This window comes from Patulibacter sp. (assembly GCF_030655195.1).
Classification (GTDB): Bacteria; Actinomycetota; Thermoleophilia; order Solirubrobacterales; family Solirubrobacteraceae; genus Patulibacter.
On the sequence record NZ_JAURWA010000024.1, the window covers coordinates 1 to 15,642 of the forward strand.

The window sequence follows — 15,642 nt, forward strand, 5'->3', positions numbered from 1 at the left end:
CGGCCTGCACCCGTTCGGCGTCCGCGACGGCGCGGGCGGCCTCGGCCTCGGCCTCGGCGGTGGCGGTCCGCGCCTGCTCCGCCGCGATCCACGCGCGGACCTCGTCGACGGTGGACGCGGCGTCGCCGGAGAGCAGGGGCACCTCGTCCTCGGCCTTCCAGGCGCCCGCGGCGGCCGACAGGGATCGGTCGGCGTCGACGCGGGCGGCCTGCACGCCGGCCCGGGCCTCGCGCGCCCGGTCCTGCAGCCAGTACTCGATCTTCGAGAAGCGCTCCGCGTCGAACAGCCGCTCCAGCACCTGCTGCCGGGCCTTCGCGTCGGCGCGCAGGAACGTCGCGAACGCGCCCTGCGGCAGCATCACGACCTGCAGGAACTGCTCGGCGGTCATGCCCAGCAGCGGGTCGAGCTCGTGCCGGACGTCGGGGATCTTGGCGGCGACCGCCGTCCACCCGTCCCCGTCGGCGATCTCGAGCTTGGCCGTGGCACCCTCGAGCACCGGGGCCCCACCACCCCGCAGCGGGGGCCGCTCGTGCTTCGGCGAGCGGGTCACCCGGACGCGCCGGCCGCCCAGGGTCGCCTCGAGGACGACACGGGGCGTCGCGTCGGGCGCGCGGTGGTCGCTGCCCAGCCGGCCCTCGCCGCGGGCGCCGGGGACCTCGCCGAAGAGCGCGAAGCAGACGGCGTCCAGGACGCTCGTCTTGCCCGCGCCCGTCGGCCCGGAGAGCAGGAACAGGCCCGACGACGACAGCGCGTCGAAGTCGACCTCCTCGCGCCCGCCGAAGGGCCCGAACGCCTCGAGGGTCAGCCGGTGCAGGCGCATCAGTCGTCCTCGCCGCGGTGGACGGACTCGGCGGCGGCCTGCAGCAGCGGCACGTCGTCGGCCCCGGCGGGCTCGCCGCGCACGTCGGCCACGAACGCCTCGAGGACCTCGAGGTCGCTGCGGCCCCGGATCCGGTCCCGCGCGACCGTGGCGGCGGAGAGCTCCCCGTCGGGGGCGTGCTGCAGGACGAGCACCTGGGGGAACCGCGCCCGCAGGCGCTCCATCGGGCGGGCCGGCAGCAGGGCGTCGGTGAGGACGACCTCGACCCACGCGTCGGCCGTCTCGTGCTCGTTCAGCGTCGCGTCGGCGAGGAGCTCCTCGAGGGGCCCGCGCAGGCGCACGAGCCGGAACGGGGCGGGCACCGGCACGAACCGCACGGTGCTCGACCCGTCCGCGGCCAGGTCGACGATCGCGGTCGTCTTCGTGGCGTCGGCCTCGGTGAAGGAGTAGGGGAGGGGGGAGCCGGCGTAGCGGACGGCGCCGGGGTGGTCGGTCGGGACGTCGGGCCCGGCGAGGGCGGGGGTCCCGGAGGACGCGTCGGGGCCGGGGTCGGGGTCCGACGCGACGTCCGGCCCGGGTCCGGGGTCGCCGGCCGACCCGGCACCCGGCCGGGTCTCCTCGGACGGGGCGTCCTCGAGCGGCAGCGCGAAGAGTCCGCCCAGCTCGACCTGCGCCTCGGCCGAGACCGCGTCGGCGGGCGTCGGGGGCACCGACGGGACCTCCGGGCCGGCCCGGAGCGATCCGCGGTCACCGGCCATCGCCCCGCTGTCGGCCGTCGCATCGTTGCCGGTCGTCGCCTCGCCGCCCGCCGCCTCGCCGCCCGTCGCCGCACTCCCGCCCGTCGCGCCGCCGCCGCCGCCGGCCCTGACCGCGTGCGGCCGGTGCAGGTGACCGAGGGCGACGTAGTCAGCGCCCGCGAAGAGCGACGCCGGGACGGTCTCCGCGCCGCCGACCGAGATGTCGCGCTCGGACTCCGAGGCCTCGCCGCCCTGGACGAAGGCGTGGGCGACGACGACGGCCCGCGCCCCGTCGCGCCCGGCGAGGTCCGCGCGGACGAGGTCCATCGCCGCCCCGACGACCGCCTCGTGCGATCGCTCCTCGACGCCGAGGGGTCCGCGGGCGAGATCAGGGTCGAGGTAGGGGAGGCCGTAGATGGCGACGGGCCCGTGCTCGTCCCGGAGGACGAGCGGGTCGCCCGACGTCAGCGGGTCCGTCCGCAGGTGGACGCCGCCGGCGGCGATCAGCTCGGCCGCGAAGCCCAGCCGGCCGGCGGAGTCGTGGTTGCCCGACACGACGACGACGGGGGCGACCTCGGCCAGGCGGCGCAGGGCGTCGCCCGCCACCCGGACGGCCTCCACCGGCGGCAGCGCGCGATCGAAGACGTCGCCGGCGACGAGCACGACGTCGACCCGCTCGGCGCGGGCGACGTCGACGAGGTGGTCGACGACCGCGCGCTGCGCGTCGAGCAGCGGGAGGCGGTGGAGGGTCCGCCCGAGGTGCCAGTCGGCGGTGTGCAGGAGCCGCATCGGATCGACGACGGTACGCGCAGCCCCGGACGACGGTGGGCCGTCCGCCCCACGCTCCCGTCGTCCGGGCGGCGGGGCCGCTTTCGACCCGCGGTAGGAGCCCCTCCGCGCCGGCGGCGGCCGGGCGTCTGCACGTGTTGCCGCGGTGTCGGCGGTTCCCCTACGATCGCGCGTATCTCCGCCTTCCCGGACAACGACCACGACGGCCCAGCGTCACCCCGGGAGCCCTCGGCGATCGACGCCCTGCCCGGCGTCGCGCGCATCGCGACGCGCGGCTCGATCCAGGCCGCGTCCTGGGGCGCCCGCACCTCCGTGCGCACCGGCGTCGGGATCGCGCGCCGCCTGCCGTTCGGCGGCGTCGCGCTGAAGGTGGCCGAGGAGGCCGCCGACCAGGCCCGCCACACCGCCCGCCGGATGCTCGGCGTCGACGAGGTCGAGCGCCGCGTCATGCGGATGGTCCCCGAGCGGGTGACCGAGGCCGGCCGCGCCTGGTCCTCCGGCGGACCCCAGGCCACCGGACCGGTCGGCCCGGGCGGCACGCACGGGCACGAGGCCGAGCCGGAGCCCGAGCCGGGCGACGTCCTGCTGGCCCGTGGCGCCGGGCTGCTCGCCCAGGCCGCCGACGTGCGGTTCGAGGAGTCCACGCATCCCGCCTACGGCCGGATCCTCGACGAGCTGACCCCCGACGAGGCGCGCATCCTGCGCCTGATGGCGACGAAGGGCGCGCAGCCCGCCGTCGACGTGCGCACGGGCCGGCCGCTGCGCATCGGCTCGGAGATGATCGCCGCCGGGCTCACCGTCATCGGCGCGGAGGCGGGCTGCCGCTACGTCGAGCGCGTGCCCTCGTACCTGAACAACCTCTTCCGCCTCGGCCTGATCTGGTTCTCGCACGAGGAGCTGCACGACCTGCGCGGTTACCAGGTCCTCGAGGCCCAGCCCGAGGTCGGGGACGCGATGAAGCGCGCCGGCCGCGCGTCCCGGGTGGTGCGCCGCTCGATCGCGCTGACCCCGTTCGGCGACGACTTCTGCCGCGTCTGCCTGCCGCTCGGCGTCGGCTCGCGCGACGCGATCGATCAGGCCGGTCTGGCCAGCACGAGCTCGCGCGGCGTCCCGGCGGAGCCCACCGGCGGGCTGGCCCGGGAGGCCTCCGGCCCCGTGCCCGCGCAGGACACGCCGCGCGCCGAGGGCCCGTTCGGCCGCCGCGGTCGCCCCGCCGGGCCCGGGCGGACGTCGTGAGCGCCGGGGCGTCGCTGCTGGCCAGCATCCATCTCCTCGGCCTCGAGCTGCACCTGCAGGAGATCATCACCGTCCCGCTGTTCATGGGGGCGATCGGCTACATCACGAACTGGTCCGCCGTCTGGATGCTCTTCAACCCCCTGGAGTTCAAGGGGGTGCGGGTCCCCGGCATGCGCTTCTTCGTGAAGCTCTCGCCGCGCAAGGTCCAGCAGATCCCCGGCGTCATGCACGGCGGCATCGGCTGGCAGGGGATCATCCCGTCGCGCGCGGCGAAGATGGGGTCGATCGCCGTCGACAAGGGCATCTCCAAGCTCGGCAACGCGGCGGACTTCTACCAGCAGCTCGAGCCGGACAAGATCGCCGAGCACATGATCGCCTCGGTCGAGCAGGACCTGCGCCCGCTCGTCGAGCGGATCATGGAGCGCGAGCACCCGCGGCTCTGGCACGACCTGCCGCCGCAGGTCCGCGAGGCGATCCACACCCGCGTCCGCAACCAGCTGCCCGACATCGTCCGCGACGTGACGGAGCAGATCGGCGAGCACATCGACCAGCTGCTCGACGTCAAGCTGATGGTCATCCGCGCCCTCGAGGACCGGCCCGAGCTCGCCAACCAGATCTTCCAGGAGACGGGGCGGCGGGAGCTGCGGTTCATGGTGAACTTCGGCTTCGTCTTCGCGTTCTTCCTGGGGTTCCCGGTCGTGCTGATCACGGAGGCGATCCCGTACTGGTTCGTCCTGCCGATCATGGGCACGTTCGTCGGCTGGGCGACCAACCTCGTCGGCATCTGGATGATCTTCGAGCCGATCGAGCCGCGCCGGATCCTCGGCGTGAAGGTGCAGGGCCTGTTCCTCCGCCGGCAGGCCGAGGCGGCGGAGATCTACTCCACCGTCATCTCGCGGGAGATCCTGACGCTCGCCGGCATCGGCGACGAGCTCCTGCACGGCCCGCGCTCGGACACCACGAGGCGGATGATCGAGGATGCGCTGCGCCCCGCCGTCGACCGCGCGACCGGGCCGGCCCGGACGGCGGTGCGCCTGATCATGGGCGGCAAGAGCTACGACGCGATCCGGGACTCCGTCGCCGTCGAGGCCGTCGACTACACGCTGACGCCGCTGCGCGACCCGGAGTTCAACCGCGTCCAGGGCGAGCGGATCCGGACGCTGGTCTCGACCCGCATGCGCGAGATGCCGCCGGCGGACTTCGTCGAGATGCTGCGCACGGCGATGAAGGAGGACGAGTGGCTGCTCTTCCTCCACGGCGCCGTCCTGGGCTTCGGCGCCGGGCTGCTGCACCTGGCGATCTTCGGCTGACCGGGCCGGACCCGGGCCGGACCCGGGGGGACGGCCCGGCCGGGGCTCGGCGGCGCGACGACGTGCGGGCCCCGTCAGGACCGGGCTCCGCGCGTACGCCGTCGAGCGTCGGCGCGCCCCCGGCGACGTCGCCCGTCCGGCGGGCGGGCCCCGCGGGAACCACCCCATGCGGCGGGGATGCGCACTACCCTTGGGCTGCGCTCCGGCGCGCCACGGAGGGGTGGCAGAGTGGACGATTGCGCCAGTCTTGAAAACTGGAGGCCGGTCACCCCGGTCCAGGGGTTCGAATCCCCTCCCCTCCGCCTGCACGGGGCGACGGGCGCTGTCGCGGCCCGTCGTCCGTGACGCGTCCCCGCCCGTCCCGTGCCCGTCGTCCGTGGCAAGTGCCGCTCGTTCGACGCCCGCCGTCCGCGGCGCCCCACCGTCGGCCGGGGCGCCGCCGCACCGCCGCGTCGGCGGCCCTGGTGAACGGTGTTCGTCACGGTGGCCCGCGACCGGCTAGGCTGCCCCGTCCCAGGTCCGCAGTCGAGGAGTCACGTCCCGTGAAGCACCAGTCCATCTCCCGGATCGCCGCGTCAGGCGTCGCGACGATCGCCGCGCTCGCGCTCGGTGGCGCGGTCGCCGCGCCGGCGTCGGCCGCCACGCCGTTCACGCGCTGCTCGTCGCCCGACGGCGTCGCCCGCACGCTCAAGGTCCACGGTGTCTCGTGCCGCGAGGGCCGCACCCAGGCGAAGGCCTGGCAGCGCGCACAGGGCGAGGGCGACCAGGGCGCCCGCTTCACCCTCCGCGGCTACCGCTGCCGGATGAGGTCGATCCAGACCACGGCGGGCGACCCGGACGGGACGGGGCACTTCGACTGCCGCAGGGGCACGCGCCGCATCGTCTGGACCTACCACCCGTAGGCCGGCGGTCGCCGGGCGGACACGCCCGGGAACGACAACGCCCCGGCGGCGTGTGAGCGCCCCGGAGCACGGCCGAACGGAGGCGAGTCCGCGCGACCCGAGGGACAGTAGCGGTCGGGCCGGTACGCGGCGCTCCGGCCCGCACCCGCCGGCGTCGCCCCGCCGCCGGCGCACCCGGGCGCGCGGCCTCAGTCCGCCGCCGCCCCCTTCGCCCGCTCCTCCTCCATCGCCCGCAGCTCGATGCGGCGGATCTTGCCCGTCAGCGTCTTGGGCAGGTCCTCCACGAACTCCACCTCGCGGGGGTAGGCGTACTTGGAGTGGTTGTCGCGGACGAAGGAGGAGATCTCCTTGCCGAGCTCGTCGCTCGGCTCGTGGCCGGCCGCCGCGACGACGAACGCCTTGACGATCCAGCCGCGGCGCTCGTCGGGCTTCGCCACCGCCGCGGCCTCCTTGACCGCGGGGTGCTCGAGGCAGGCGGACTCGACCTCGAACGGGCCGACGCGGTAGCCGGCGGTGAGGATCACGTCGTCGGCGCGGCCCTCGAACCAGACGTACCCGTCGGCGTCCATGCGGGCGGCGTCCTTCGTGTGGAACCACTCCCCGCCGAAGGTCTCCTCCGTGGCCTCGGGGTTGTTCCAGAACCGCAGCGGCCAGGTGGGGGAGGACTCGCGACGCCAGCAGATCTCGCCGCGCTCGTCGACGGCGACGGGCTTCTCGTCCTCGTCGAGGATCGCCACGTCCCAGCCCGGCATGACCTTGCCCATCGAGCCCTCTCGGACCTCCATCCACGGGAAGTTCGCGCAGAGCGGGTAGCCCTCCGACAGCCCGTAGAAGTCCATGACGGTGACGCCGAACTGCTCGCGGAACCACTTGATCGCCTCGGGGTTCAGCGGCTCGCCGGCCGAGCACGCGCGGCGCAGCGGGATCGGGAAGCGCGACCCGGCGTCCTGCACGGCCATCAGCGAGCGCATCGCCGTGGGGGTCGTGAAGAGGTTCGTGATCTGGTGGCGGCTCTGGAAGTCGAGCTCGGCCTCGGGGGCGAAGCCGCCCTCGCGCTCCAGCACGTAGTGCGTCGCCCCGGTCCGCCAGGCACCGAGCAACGGGTTCAGCCCCGCGGCCCACGCCCACTCGCTCATCGACCGGAAGCGCTCGCCGTCCTGCACCTCGTGGCAGTACTCGAACTCCTCGTGCCCGAGGACGAAGCGGTGGGCGTGCAGGATGCCCTTCGCCAGACCGGTGGTGCCTGAGGTGTAGAAGAGCTGCGCCGGGTCGTCGGACGCGGTGTCGACGGTCTCGAAGTCCGGGGAGGCGCCGTCGAGCAGCTCGGCGGTGAGGATCAGCATGGTGTGGTCGGCCGAGCCGGGCAGACCGTCCGCGCCACCGCCCGCGTCCCAGCCCTCGAGGCCGGTGATCGCCTTGGCGATCTGCTCGCGGTGGGCCTCGTCCGTGACGACCAGCCGGGCACCGGAGTCGCGGATGCGGTGGCGGATGCCCTCCTCGCCGTAGAGCACCGACATCGCCAGCAGGATCGCGCCGGCCTTGTAGGTGCCCAGGAACGCGGCGGCCGCCTCGGGGCGCGGCGGCACGAGCATCGCGACGACGTCCTCGCGACCGATGCCGTGCTGCGTGGCGAGGTTCGCGAAGCGGTTGGACAGCTCGCGCTGCTCCTTCCAGAGGACCTCGCGGATCGTCCCGTCGGGGCCCTCGTGGACCATCGCCAGCTTGTCGTCGGGCCACTTGTCGCACACCTCGGCGGCGACGTTGAAGCGCTCGGGGACGTTCCAGGAGTGGTTCGCGACGAGCTCGTCGTACCGGGCGTCGGAGGTCATGCCCTGACCCTCCCACACGCGCTCGGGCGGGGGTCGCGGGACCCGACGACGTGGCGCGTCGCCGCTCGGTCGGAGTGGCGTCGGGGGCGTCGCCGGTGGCGCGCCGCCGCTCGTCCCGGTGCTCCGCCGACGGGTGCGGCACGCGGCGCCGCACCTGAGCCGGTCGTGTGACGCGGGGCGACCGCCGGCGGCCCCGGCCTCGTACCCTTCGCACCATGTTCGACGTCTCGCAGACCGACTCGCCCCGCACCCGCAAGATCCTCTCGGCGATGTTCGTGCTGGCGACGATCGACTTCGTGATGCTGATCGTCCTGCTGGCGGGCAAGTTCGGAATCATCGACTCGGACTCGTTCGTCGCCCCGCTGGGCATGACGCACGGCCTGCTCTTCCTCGTCCTCGTCGGCATCGCGTTCATCGGCGCCCGCCAGGGCCGCTGGAACATGAAGTACCCGGTCGCGGTCGTCATCGCCGGCATCGCGGCGCTGGTGATCGTCCCCGACCTCCTGATCCGCCGGGAGCTCGACGCCAAGGCGGCGCCGTCGACCGACGCCTGAGCGACCGCGGGCCGGGAGGCCGGGCCGGTCGTCGAGGTCCGTCCCGTGGAGGGACGCCACCCGACGACACCGAGGGGCCGCCGCCGTCCGCGGGCGACGAGGCTCCGGACCTACGCCGCCGGCAGCACCCGCGGCGCGCCGAACGGCGCGAGGCACTCGGGCAGCACGATCGTGCCGTCCTCGCGCTGTCCGTGCTCGAGCAGGGCGATGATCGTGCGGCCGACCGCGACCGCGGTGCCGTTCAGCGTCGCCAGCGGCTCCGGCTTGCGGGCGGACTCCGGGCGGGAGTCCTTCAGGCGGGTGCCCAGGCGCCGGGCCTGGAAGTCCGTCGTGTTCGACGTCGACGTCAGCTCGCGGTACTGCCCCTGCGACGGCAACCACGCCTCGCAGTCGAACTTGCGGGCGGCCGAGGCCCCGAGATCGTCGACCGCGATGTCGACCACCTGGTACGGGATGCCCAGGTCGGTGAGGATCTCCTCCTCGATGGCCAGGAGACGCGCGTGCTCCTCCTCGGCGTCCTCGGGCGGGACGAACGAGAACATCTCGACCTTGTCGAACTGGTGCACGCGGAAGAGCCCGCGGTCGCTGGCCCCGGCGGCGCCGGCCTCGCGACGGAAGCACGGCGAGAAGCCGGCATAGCGCAGCGGCAGCTCGGCGACCTCGAGGATCTCGCCGGCGTGCATCGAGGCCAGGGCGACCTCGCTGGTGCCGACGAGGTAGAGGTCGTCGCCGGGCAGCGCGTAGATCTGCTGCTCCGTGTCGGGCAGGAAGCCGGTGCCGTAGAGCGCGTCCTCGCGCACCAGGACGGGCGGGATGACGGCCTCGTGCCCCTTGTCGCGCAGCTTCGACAGCGCCCACTGGACGAGCGCGAGCTCGAGGAAGACGAGGTCGCCGCGCAGGTACGCGAATCGCGAGCCGGAGAGCCTCGCGCCGCGCTCCATGTCGACGCGGTGGGCGCCGGCGAGCTCGAGGTGGTCCTTCGGCTCGGTGGCGGGAGCGGCGACCTCGACCGTCGCGGGGCCGTCCTCCGTGGGGGCGCCCGGGCGGGCCGGTGCGGCGACGCTGCCGGCCGCGGCGGGGCGGGCGCCCAGGCCGTCGATCCGCGGCTCGCCGATCGTCCGCAGCACCGTGTCCTGTGGCGGGGCATCGGCGTGGGGGAGGTTGGGCAGGCGCGCCTGCTGGTCGGCGAGCCCGGACTCGACGCTCGCGAGCTCCTCCTGGATCGCCTTGGCCCGGGCGGAGACGTCGCGCATCGCGGCGACCGCGGCGTCGGCCTCGGTCTGGTCGCCCGACGCCTTCGCGGCCTTCTTCGCCTGCGCGATCGCGCCGTTGGCGGCGTTCTGCTCGGCCCGCAGGGTCTCGAGCTGGGGCAGCAGCTCGCGGCGGCGTTCGTCGAGCTCGAGGACGGCGTCGAACGCCTCGGCGTCCGTGCCCCCGCGACGGGCGAGGGCGGCACGGGCGGCGTCGGGATCGCGGCGCAGGGCCTTCAGATCGAGCATCGCGGGCAAGGGTAGCCCGCAGGCCGCAGGGGCCGCGCGCTCGTCCCCGCTCCCGCCCGTACCCTCCACGGCGATGCCTCCGTCCATGGATCCCGGCCAGCGGCGCGACCGCTGCATCACCGTCTACGGCCGTCGTGCGGTGCTCGAGGCGTTGCGCGACCCGAAGCTCGAGGTCGCGGGCGTGACGATCGCCGAGATGGGCGGGGCGGTGACCAGCGAGGTGAAGAAGTCCGCCACCGAGCGCGGGGTGGACGTCCGCGAGACCTCGGCGCACCGCGTGTCGCTGATCTCGGGCAACGGCCGGCAGGACCAGGGCGTCGTCGCCGACGTGGTCGCCCCCGAGATGGGGGCGCTCACCGATCGCCTGGACGAGCTGACTCGCGACCCGTCCCGCAAGCAGCGCCTGCTCGTCGTCGACGGCGTCACGACGCCGGGCAACCTGGGCCTGATCATCCGTTCGGCGACCGCCGCGGGCATCGACGGCATCGTGGTGCCCCGCCGCGGCACCGCCGCGATCGGCCCGCAGGTCGTCAAGGCGTCGGCCGGGACGGCGTTCTCGTCCCCGATCCTCCGCACCTCCGACGCCCCGGGCGCCCTCTCGGAGCTGACGGACGCGGGCTTCGCGATCGTCGGTCTCGACGCGGGCGCGGAGACGTCGTTGTGGGAGCTCGACCTGCCCGACCGCATCGCCTTCCTGGTCGGCGGCGAGCACGAGGGCGCCTCGGAGCAGTCCGCCGCGTTCGCGCACTCGTGGACGTCGGTGCCGATGCCTGGGGGCGTCGAGTCGCTCAACGTGGCGTGCGCGACGACGCTGGTCGCGTTCGAGATCGCCCGGCGGGGCTGAGGGTCCGGAGCGGCCGGCGGGCGCCCCGGCGCCGCTCCCGGCCGCCGTCGGACCGCGGGCGACCGCTCACGGATCCCGGCCGCCGCGGATCCGACCTGACGGCGTCCCGAGAACGACGAAGGGGCGGCACGTGCCGCCCCTCCGGGAAGTCCTGCGGGAGGCCGGCGAGCCGGCCCCGGGGCTACTGCCCCGTGTCGGTGCCCTGCGACGGGTTGCTGCTCTGCGCGCCCGAGTCTTCGGTGTCGGCCACGCCCGAGCCGGCGGGGGATTTCTCGGCGTTGCCGGCCTTCGGCGGACCGGTGTCGGCGCAGCGCTGGGCGGGCGTCGGGCGCTTGGCGGGGCTCGAGGAGGCCTTGGCCTTGAGGCCGGTGTACTTGCAGAGGAACTCGGCGATCGCCTCGGCGTCGTCGCCGACCGCGATGTTCGCGGGCATGATCGCGCCCGAGTAGCCGCCGTTGTGGAGGGCGTAGAGGACCGAGCCCTTCGACTCCGCGCGGAGGTCGAAGTTCGGGCCGTCGGTGCGCTCGCGATCCTTGATCGCGTAGGCGCCGCCCTGCGTGCCGGCCACCGCGAGGGTGTGGCATCCCGAGCACCGCTCGGCGAAGAGGTTCGCGCCCTTGAGCACGACTGGGTCCTTCTCCCCCTTGAGTGGTCCGTTGTCGATGTTGGTCTGGACCGACTCGGACCCGCAGGAGGCGAGGACGAGGGCTGCCACCAGGGCACCCAGGGTCGTGAGGGCTCGACGCTGCATGTGCGCTGGATCCTAGACGAGAGGGTCCTCCTCGAGGCGCGCCCCCACGCGTCGATGAGCGATAGTGCCCCCGATGCCCGGCCGGGACCGCACCGTGGACCCCGTTCACGACCTCCGTTGGGTCCTGATCGGGCTCGTCGTCCTCGTGGTCGCCGTCCTCCTGGTGCAGGCCGGGTGCAACACCGGCCCCGAGCGCGAGATCGAGGACGGCGAGGTCCGGCTGGACCTGACGGAGTACTCGATCACCCCGCGCAACCTCGTGATGCCGGCGGGGCGTCTCGTGATCGACGCGGAGAACACCGGCCGCCTCGTCCACAGCCTCCGGATCGTCTCCGACGACGACAAGCGCGGCAACCGACGGGCGCGCTTCGCCGCCTCCGATCGCCCGCCGCTGAAGCCGGGGGACGTCCGCCGCGAGATGATCGCGATCTGCCTGGGTCCGGGCGACTACCGGATCATCAGCGGTCAGGCGGGCGAGGAGGACCTGGGCATGGTGGCCGACCTGAAGGTCACCGGCCCCGAGCCCGACTGCACCCCGGAGCCGGGCCGCCGCCGCGAGGACCCGGCGGACGCGCCGGCCGGCGGCGAGGACGGCTGAGCGGACGCGGGCGCCGCGGCGAGCGCCGGACGCCGGGCGAGAACTTTTCGAGATCCCGGGAAGGAACCCGTCGCGCGGGGGCGAAACAGGTCATCGCCCCCCGGTGCCGGCCACGAAGACCCTCTCGCATCTGCACTTGATGCCCGCGACTGGTCTTTGACGGCGGCAACCAATTGGCCGGTGCCGGGGGTGAGTCATCTTCAGGACCCACGCCGCTTCCGGGCGCGAGGTGGTCGGAGCGACCGCTTCCGGGCGCGAGGCCGTCGGCCGTGTGGCGACGCGGAAGCGGCCGGACTGCCCGCGGCCGGCGTTCCCGCGGCCTCCCGGGCGCCGGACGCGGCGCGCGTCAGAGGCCGCCGCGCTCCACGGTGACCCGCAGGGCGAGGAACGCGATAACGAAGGCCGCGCTGGCCATCACGCCGATCTCGCGGCGGACGATCTCCCGGACCACCCCGCGCTGCCCCGCGTCGTCGAGCAGGGCGACGTCGGCCGCCCCGTCGAGGCCGCGGCGCTCGAGCACCTGCTCGGCGGCGATCAGCCGGAGCTGCTCCGCCACGAGCGAGATCGCGACCGGCATCAGCGAGTAGAGCCAGAACAGCCAGCTCGTGGGCTCCTCGCCGGAGACCCACACCACACCGGCCGTGACCGCGAGCGCGAGGGCGCCCACCTGGGTGGTCCGCACCGCGATCCAGTAGCTGCCGCGCGCGTCGAAGCGCCACCAGAGCAGCGCTCCCCAGGCCCCGGAGGCGAGCGCGACGACGCCGACGACGAGGGAGACGACGAGTGCGACCGAGGACATCCGTCGCGGATCGTCGCACGGGCGACGGGGAGACGGCCGGAAGGACGGACAGGGTCCGGCCGCCGCCGGGTCGGGCCCCTGCGGTCCGGTGCTCCGGGAGCGTGGTACCGGGGTGCACGTTTCGGGCAGCGCGATGCCGCGGTCGGCCGGCCGCCGTCGTGTTCCAGGAATGCGGTGCCTGGGTGCACGTTCCGGGTACCGCGGCGCTCCGCCGCGGCCGCGCCGTCGTCGTGTTCCAGGAAAGCGATGCCTGGGTGCACGTTCCGGGTAACGAGACGCTCCGCCTCAGCTGCCCCGTCGTCGTGTTCCAGGAATCCGATGCCTGGGAGCACCTTCCGGTACCGCGGCGCTCCGCCGCGCCTGCCCCGTCGTCGTGTTCCAGGAATGCGATCCACGCGAGCGTTTCCCGGGAACGCGCGGCGGCGACCGGACCGCACCGGAGCCGTGGTCCGAGGACGCGCGCCGAGGGATCTCGGATCGGAACGCGGCGGGGGCCGTCGCGCCCGGACGTGTCGGCCGGGCCGTCCCGTCCGGCCCGCCCGGTCCGGAACCCCGCCGACCGTCGCGGCTCGACCCCCGTCGGTCAGGTGGACGATCCGACGATTCGCGCCGCCTGCCACGACCGCGCCCGTCGCGTCACCTGCCACATGCCCTGCTCGCCATGGCCGCCGACCAGGACGTCCACCCGGAACCGGCTCGCACGCCGACCGCGACGCGCACGACCCGGCCCTCGACCCGGGCGTCCCACCTCGCATCCGCCCGGGCTGCGCGTCCTGGCCATCCCGTCTGATGCCGCACCGACTGCCCCGCCCGCCGACGCCCCGCCCGCCGACACCCCGCCCGACAACACCCGGCCCGCCGACACCCCGCCCGCCGCACCCCACCACCGACCCGGCGTACACCGACCACCGGAACGCCCGATCCGCCGACACCCCGCGGCGGGCCCCTCCGACCCGCGCCGACGCCGCTCGTGACACGCTCGTGACACCGCGCACCCCGGCTCGCAACCGATGGTGCAAAGTCGACCGGGACTTCGTGCAGGACGTTACGAGCAGCTAAAAGTGAGGGTCACCGAACCTCAAGAAGCGCCCGCCACAACTGGTAGAACAGGAGGCGGTGCTCCGGTCGTATCTCCCGCTCTTGGTGTTCCTCGTGCTCTCGACGGGCGTGGGTGCGCTCTTCGTCGCGGCGAACTCGTTCCTCGGTCCGCGCTTCAAGCGGCGGCCGACGACGGTCCACGACGATGCGTACGAGAGCGGACTGCCGTCCGACGTCCAGCAGGGCTTCCGCTTCGGGATCAGCTTCTACCTGATCGCGATGCTCTTCCTGCTGTTCGACATCGAGGTGGTCTTCCTCTATCCGATCGCGGTGGAGCTGAAGGCGTTCGGCACCTTCGCCCTCATCGAGACGGCCGTGTTCATCGTGCTGCTCATGGTGGCGCTCATCTACGTGTGGCGGAGGGGTGCTCTCGAATGGAAGTGATCAGGCACGGCAAGGCGGAGGCCGGGATCGGCCCGGCGGCCGCGTCCCCGCACGCGCTGCAGCCCGGCGACAAGGACGCGTTCCGCGCGCGCCAGCTGCGCGCCCGGGACCTCCTCCGCGGCGAGCTCGAGGGCGACGACCTCGAGCAGCACGTCCGCGACTCCATCGTCACGACGACGCTCGACAAGGCCGCCCACTGGGCGCAGGGCAACTCGATCTTCCCGCTGACCTTCGGCCTGGCCTGCTGCTCGATCGAGATGATCTCGCTCGTCGGCTCGCGCATGGACCTGTCGCGCTTCGGCTCCGAGGCCATGCGGGCCACGCCGCGCCAGGCGGACATGATCATCCTGGCCGGCCGCGTCTCGATGAAGATGGCGCCGGTCGTCCGCCGCATCTACGACCAGATGCTCGAGCCGAAGTACGCCATCGCGATGGGCGCCTGCTCCTCGTCGATGGGCGTCTTCAACAACTACGCGATCGTCCCGGCGGACAAGTTCATGCCCGTCGACGTCCACATCCCGGGCTGCCCGCCGCGCCCCGAGGCCGTCGTCTACGGGATCCTCAAGCTCCGCAAGATGATCCAGGACGACCCGACGATGGCCTGGCGCGACCGGTACCGCGCCCACGGCACGGAGGAGACGAAGCCCTGGAGCCTCACCGAGCTCGAGGATCGCGCGGGCAAGGCCGCGGAGCTCGAGTCGCGGGAGCAGGACGCGCGTGCCTGACCTCGCCGCGTTCGAGCGCCTCGTCGGCATCGTCGGCGCCGTCGGCGATGACGCCGTCGTCACCACGCACCACCGCGGGCGTCGCGCCGAGATCCAGGTCCGGCCCGACGTCATCGGCGAGACCCTCGAGCGGCTGCGGTCCCAGGGCTACACGCACCTGATGTCGCTGCACGCGCTCGACTACTACCCGGACGAGCCCCGCTTCGGCGTCCTCTACGAGCTGCTGTCGTACGAGCACCAGGACCGCGTCGCCGTGAAGGTGCGCGTGCCGCTGTCCGCCCCGCGGGTGCCGTCGGTCACGCCGAAGTGGCCGACCGCGAGCTTCCAGGAGCGCGAGGCGTTCGACATGTTCGGCATCGTCTTCGAGGGCCACCCCGACATGCGTCGCATCCTGCTGCCCGAGGACTACCTCGGTCACCCGCAGCGGCGGGACTTCCCGATCGGTGGCGAGCCGATCCTCTTCACCGGCAACGAGCAGCGCAACCCGGGGTGGTGGAAGTGAGCTCCGACGACGACAAGCGCGACGGGCCCGTCCCCGAGGACGGCAGCGCCGCCTCGGCGGATCGCGAGCACGACTCGGACGCCAGCACCACCGAGCGCGAGCGCGGTGCCCGCGTCGCGGACGAGACGTCGGCCACGACGCCGTCCGCCTCGACGCCCGGCCAGCCCGACGAGGGCGGGGGACGCTCCACGTCCGCCGACCCCGAGGGCGCCTCGACCGGCGCGCCGACGGCCACCGCGCTGAAGGAGCGCGAGGAGGACTGGGA

15 protein-coding genes, 1 tRNA gene and 1 pseudogene are annotated in these 15,642 nt (G+C 74.1%); 10 read left to right on the top strand and 7 right to left on the bottom strand.

What is annotated here, in order from left to right:
• The 3 genes and pseudogenes from Q7T67_RS02200 to Q7T67_RS21185 all read right to left on the bottom strand — a co-directional run.
• Nucleotides 1-820: SMC family ATPase (locus tag Q7T67_RS02200; protein WP_304785697.1), on the bottom strand; the 820-nt coding region annotated here is incomplete at its 3' end.
• Nucleotides 820-1,578, bottom strand: a complete 759-nt coding sequence (locus tag Q7T67_RS21180) for an exonuclease SbcCD subunit D C-terminal domain-containing protein (RefSeq protein WP_370695341.1) — start codon at nucleotides 1,576-1,578, stop codon at nucleotides 820-822. The genes Q7T67_RS02200 and Q7T67_RS21180, both read right to left, overlap by 1 nt.
• Before the next feature lie 108 nt (nucleotides 1,579-1,686).
• Nucleotides 1,687-2,346, bottom strand: a pseudogene (locus Q7T67_RS21185) (exonuclease SbcCD subunit D); the annotation flags it as partial.
• 312 nt (nucleotides 2,347-2,658) lie between these two features.
• On the opposite strand from Q7T67_RS21185, the gene Q7T67_RS02210 reads away from it, so the two are divergent.
• From Q7T67_RS02210 to Q7T67_RS02225, 4 genes are all read left to right on the top strand, one after another.
• On the top strand, nucleotides 2,659-3,582 hold the full coding sequence (locus Q7T67_RS02210; RefSeq protein WP_304785699.1) for a DUF4393 domain-containing protein: 924 nt from the start codon (nucleotides 2,659-2,661) through the stop codon (nucleotides 3,580-3,582).
• The gene (locus Q7T67_RS02215) at nucleotides 3,579-4,892 is read left to right on the top strand and encodes a DUF445 domain-containing protein (RefSeq protein WP_304785700.1); all 1,314 of its coding nucleotides are present in this window, start codon (nucleotides 3,579-3,581) and stop codon (nucleotides 4,890-4,892) included. The genes Q7T67_RS02210 and Q7T67_RS02215 overlap by 4 nt, the downstream gene beginning before the upstream one ends.
• A gap of 214 nt (nucleotides 4,893-5,106) precedes the next feature.
• A tRNA-Ser gene (locus tag Q7T67_RS02220) sits at nucleotides 5,107-5,194 on the top strand.
• Nucleotides 5,195-5,434: 240 nt separating this feature from the next.
• Nucleotides 5,435-5,794 (top strand): hypothetical protein, encoded by a 360-nt coding sequence (locus Q7T67_RS02225; protein WP_304785701.1) that lies wholly within the window; start codon nucleotides 5,435-5,437, stop codon nucleotides 5,792-5,794.
• Between the two features lie 188 nt (nucleotides 5,795-5,982).
• On the opposite strand, the gene Q7T67_RS02230 is transcribed toward Q7T67_RS02225, so the two are convergent.
• On the bottom strand, nucleotides 5,983-7,623 hold the full coding sequence (locus Q7T67_RS02230) for an acyl-CoA synthetase (protein ID WP_304785702.1): 1,641 nt from the start codon (nucleotides 7,621-7,623) through the stop codon (nucleotides 5,983-5,985).
• 215 nt (nucleotides 7,624-7,838) lie between these two features.
• On the opposite strand from Q7T67_RS02230, the gene Q7T67_RS02235 reads away from it, so the two are divergent.
• The gene (locus tag Q7T67_RS02235; RefSeq protein WP_304785703.1) at nucleotides 7,839-8,177 is read left to right on the top strand and encodes a DUF3817 domain-containing protein; all 339 of its coding nucleotides are present in this window, start codon (nucleotides 7,839-7,841) and stop codon (nucleotides 8,175-8,177) included.
• 110 nt (nucleotides 8,178-8,287) lie between these two features.
• Here the strand turns inward: Q7T67_RS02235 and serS are convergent, their stop codons facing one another.
• On the bottom strand, nucleotides 8,288-9,676 hold the full coding sequence (gene serS, locus Q7T67_RS02240; RefSeq protein WP_304785704.1) for a serine--tRNA ligase: 1,389 nt from the start codon (nucleotides 9,674-9,676) through the stop codon (nucleotides 8,288-8,290).
• A gap of 73 nt (nucleotides 9,677-9,749) precedes the next feature.
• Here serS and Q7T67_RS02245 point away from each other — a divergent pair, with 73 nt between their 5' ends.
• On the top strand, nucleotides 9,750-10,520 hold the full coding sequence (locus tag Q7T67_RS02245) for an RNA methyltransferase (protein ID WP_304785705.1): 771 nt from the start codon (nucleotides 9,750-9,752) through the stop codon (nucleotides 10,518-10,520).
• Nucleotides 10,521-10,701: 181 nt separating this feature from the next.
• Here the strand turns inward: Q7T67_RS02245 and Q7T67_RS02250 are convergent, their stop codons facing one another.
• Nucleotides 10,702-11,271, bottom strand: coding sequence for a c-type cytochrome (locus tag Q7T67_RS02250; protein ID WP_304785706.1), 570 nt, complete (start codon nucleotides 11,269-11,271; stop codon nucleotides 10,702-10,704).
• A 73-nt stretch (nucleotides 11,272-11,344) separates the two neighbouring features.
• Between Q7T67_RS02250 and Q7T67_RS02255 the strand changes: the two genes are divergently transcribed.
• Nucleotides 11,345-11,869 (top strand): hypothetical protein, encoded by a 525-nt coding sequence (locus Q7T67_RS02255; protein ID WP_304785707.1) that lies wholly within the window; start codon nucleotides 11,345-11,347, stop codon nucleotides 11,867-11,869.
• Nucleotides 11,870-12,215: 346 nt separating this feature from the next.
• On the opposite strand, the gene Q7T67_RS02260 is transcribed toward Q7T67_RS02255, so the two are convergent.
• Nucleotides 12,216-12,668 carry a hypothetical protein gene (locus tag Q7T67_RS02260; protein ID WP_304785708.1) on the bottom strand — a complete coding sequence of 151 codons (453 nt, stop codon included), beginning with the start codon at nucleotides 12,666-12,668 and terminating at the stop codon, nucleotides 12,216-12,218.
• Between the two features lie 1,116 nt (nucleotides 12,669-13,784).
• Between Q7T67_RS02260 and Q7T67_RS02265 the strand changes: the two genes are divergently transcribed.
• The 3 genes from Q7T67_RS02265 to Q7T67_RS02275 are packed head-to-tail and all read left to right on the top strand — an operon-like array spanning nucleotide 13,785 to nucleotide 15,377.
• A complete protein-coding gene (locus Q7T67_RS02265) occupies nucleotides 13,785-14,150 on the top strand; it encodes an NADH-quinone oxidoreductase subunit A (protein ID WP_304785709.1) in 366 nt (121 codons plus the stop codon).
• Complete coding sequence (locus Q7T67_RS02270; protein WP_304785710.1) at nucleotides 14,141-14,875, top strand: NADH-quinone oxidoreductase subunit B; 735 nt, start codon at nucleotides 14,141-14,143, stop codon at nucleotides 14,873-14,875. Before Q7T67_RS02265 ends, Q7T67_RS02270 begins: the two co-directional genes overlap by 10 nt.
• Nucleotides 14,868-15,377 (top strand): NADH-quinone oxidoreductase subunit C, encoded by a 510-nt coding sequence (locus Q7T67_RS02275; RefSeq protein WP_304785711.1) that lies wholly within the window; start codon nucleotides 14,868-14,870, stop codon nucleotides 15,375-15,377. Before Q7T67_RS02270 ends, Q7T67_RS02275 begins: the two co-directional genes overlap by 8 nt.
• Nucleotides 15,378-15,642 lie beyond the last annotated feature (265 nt).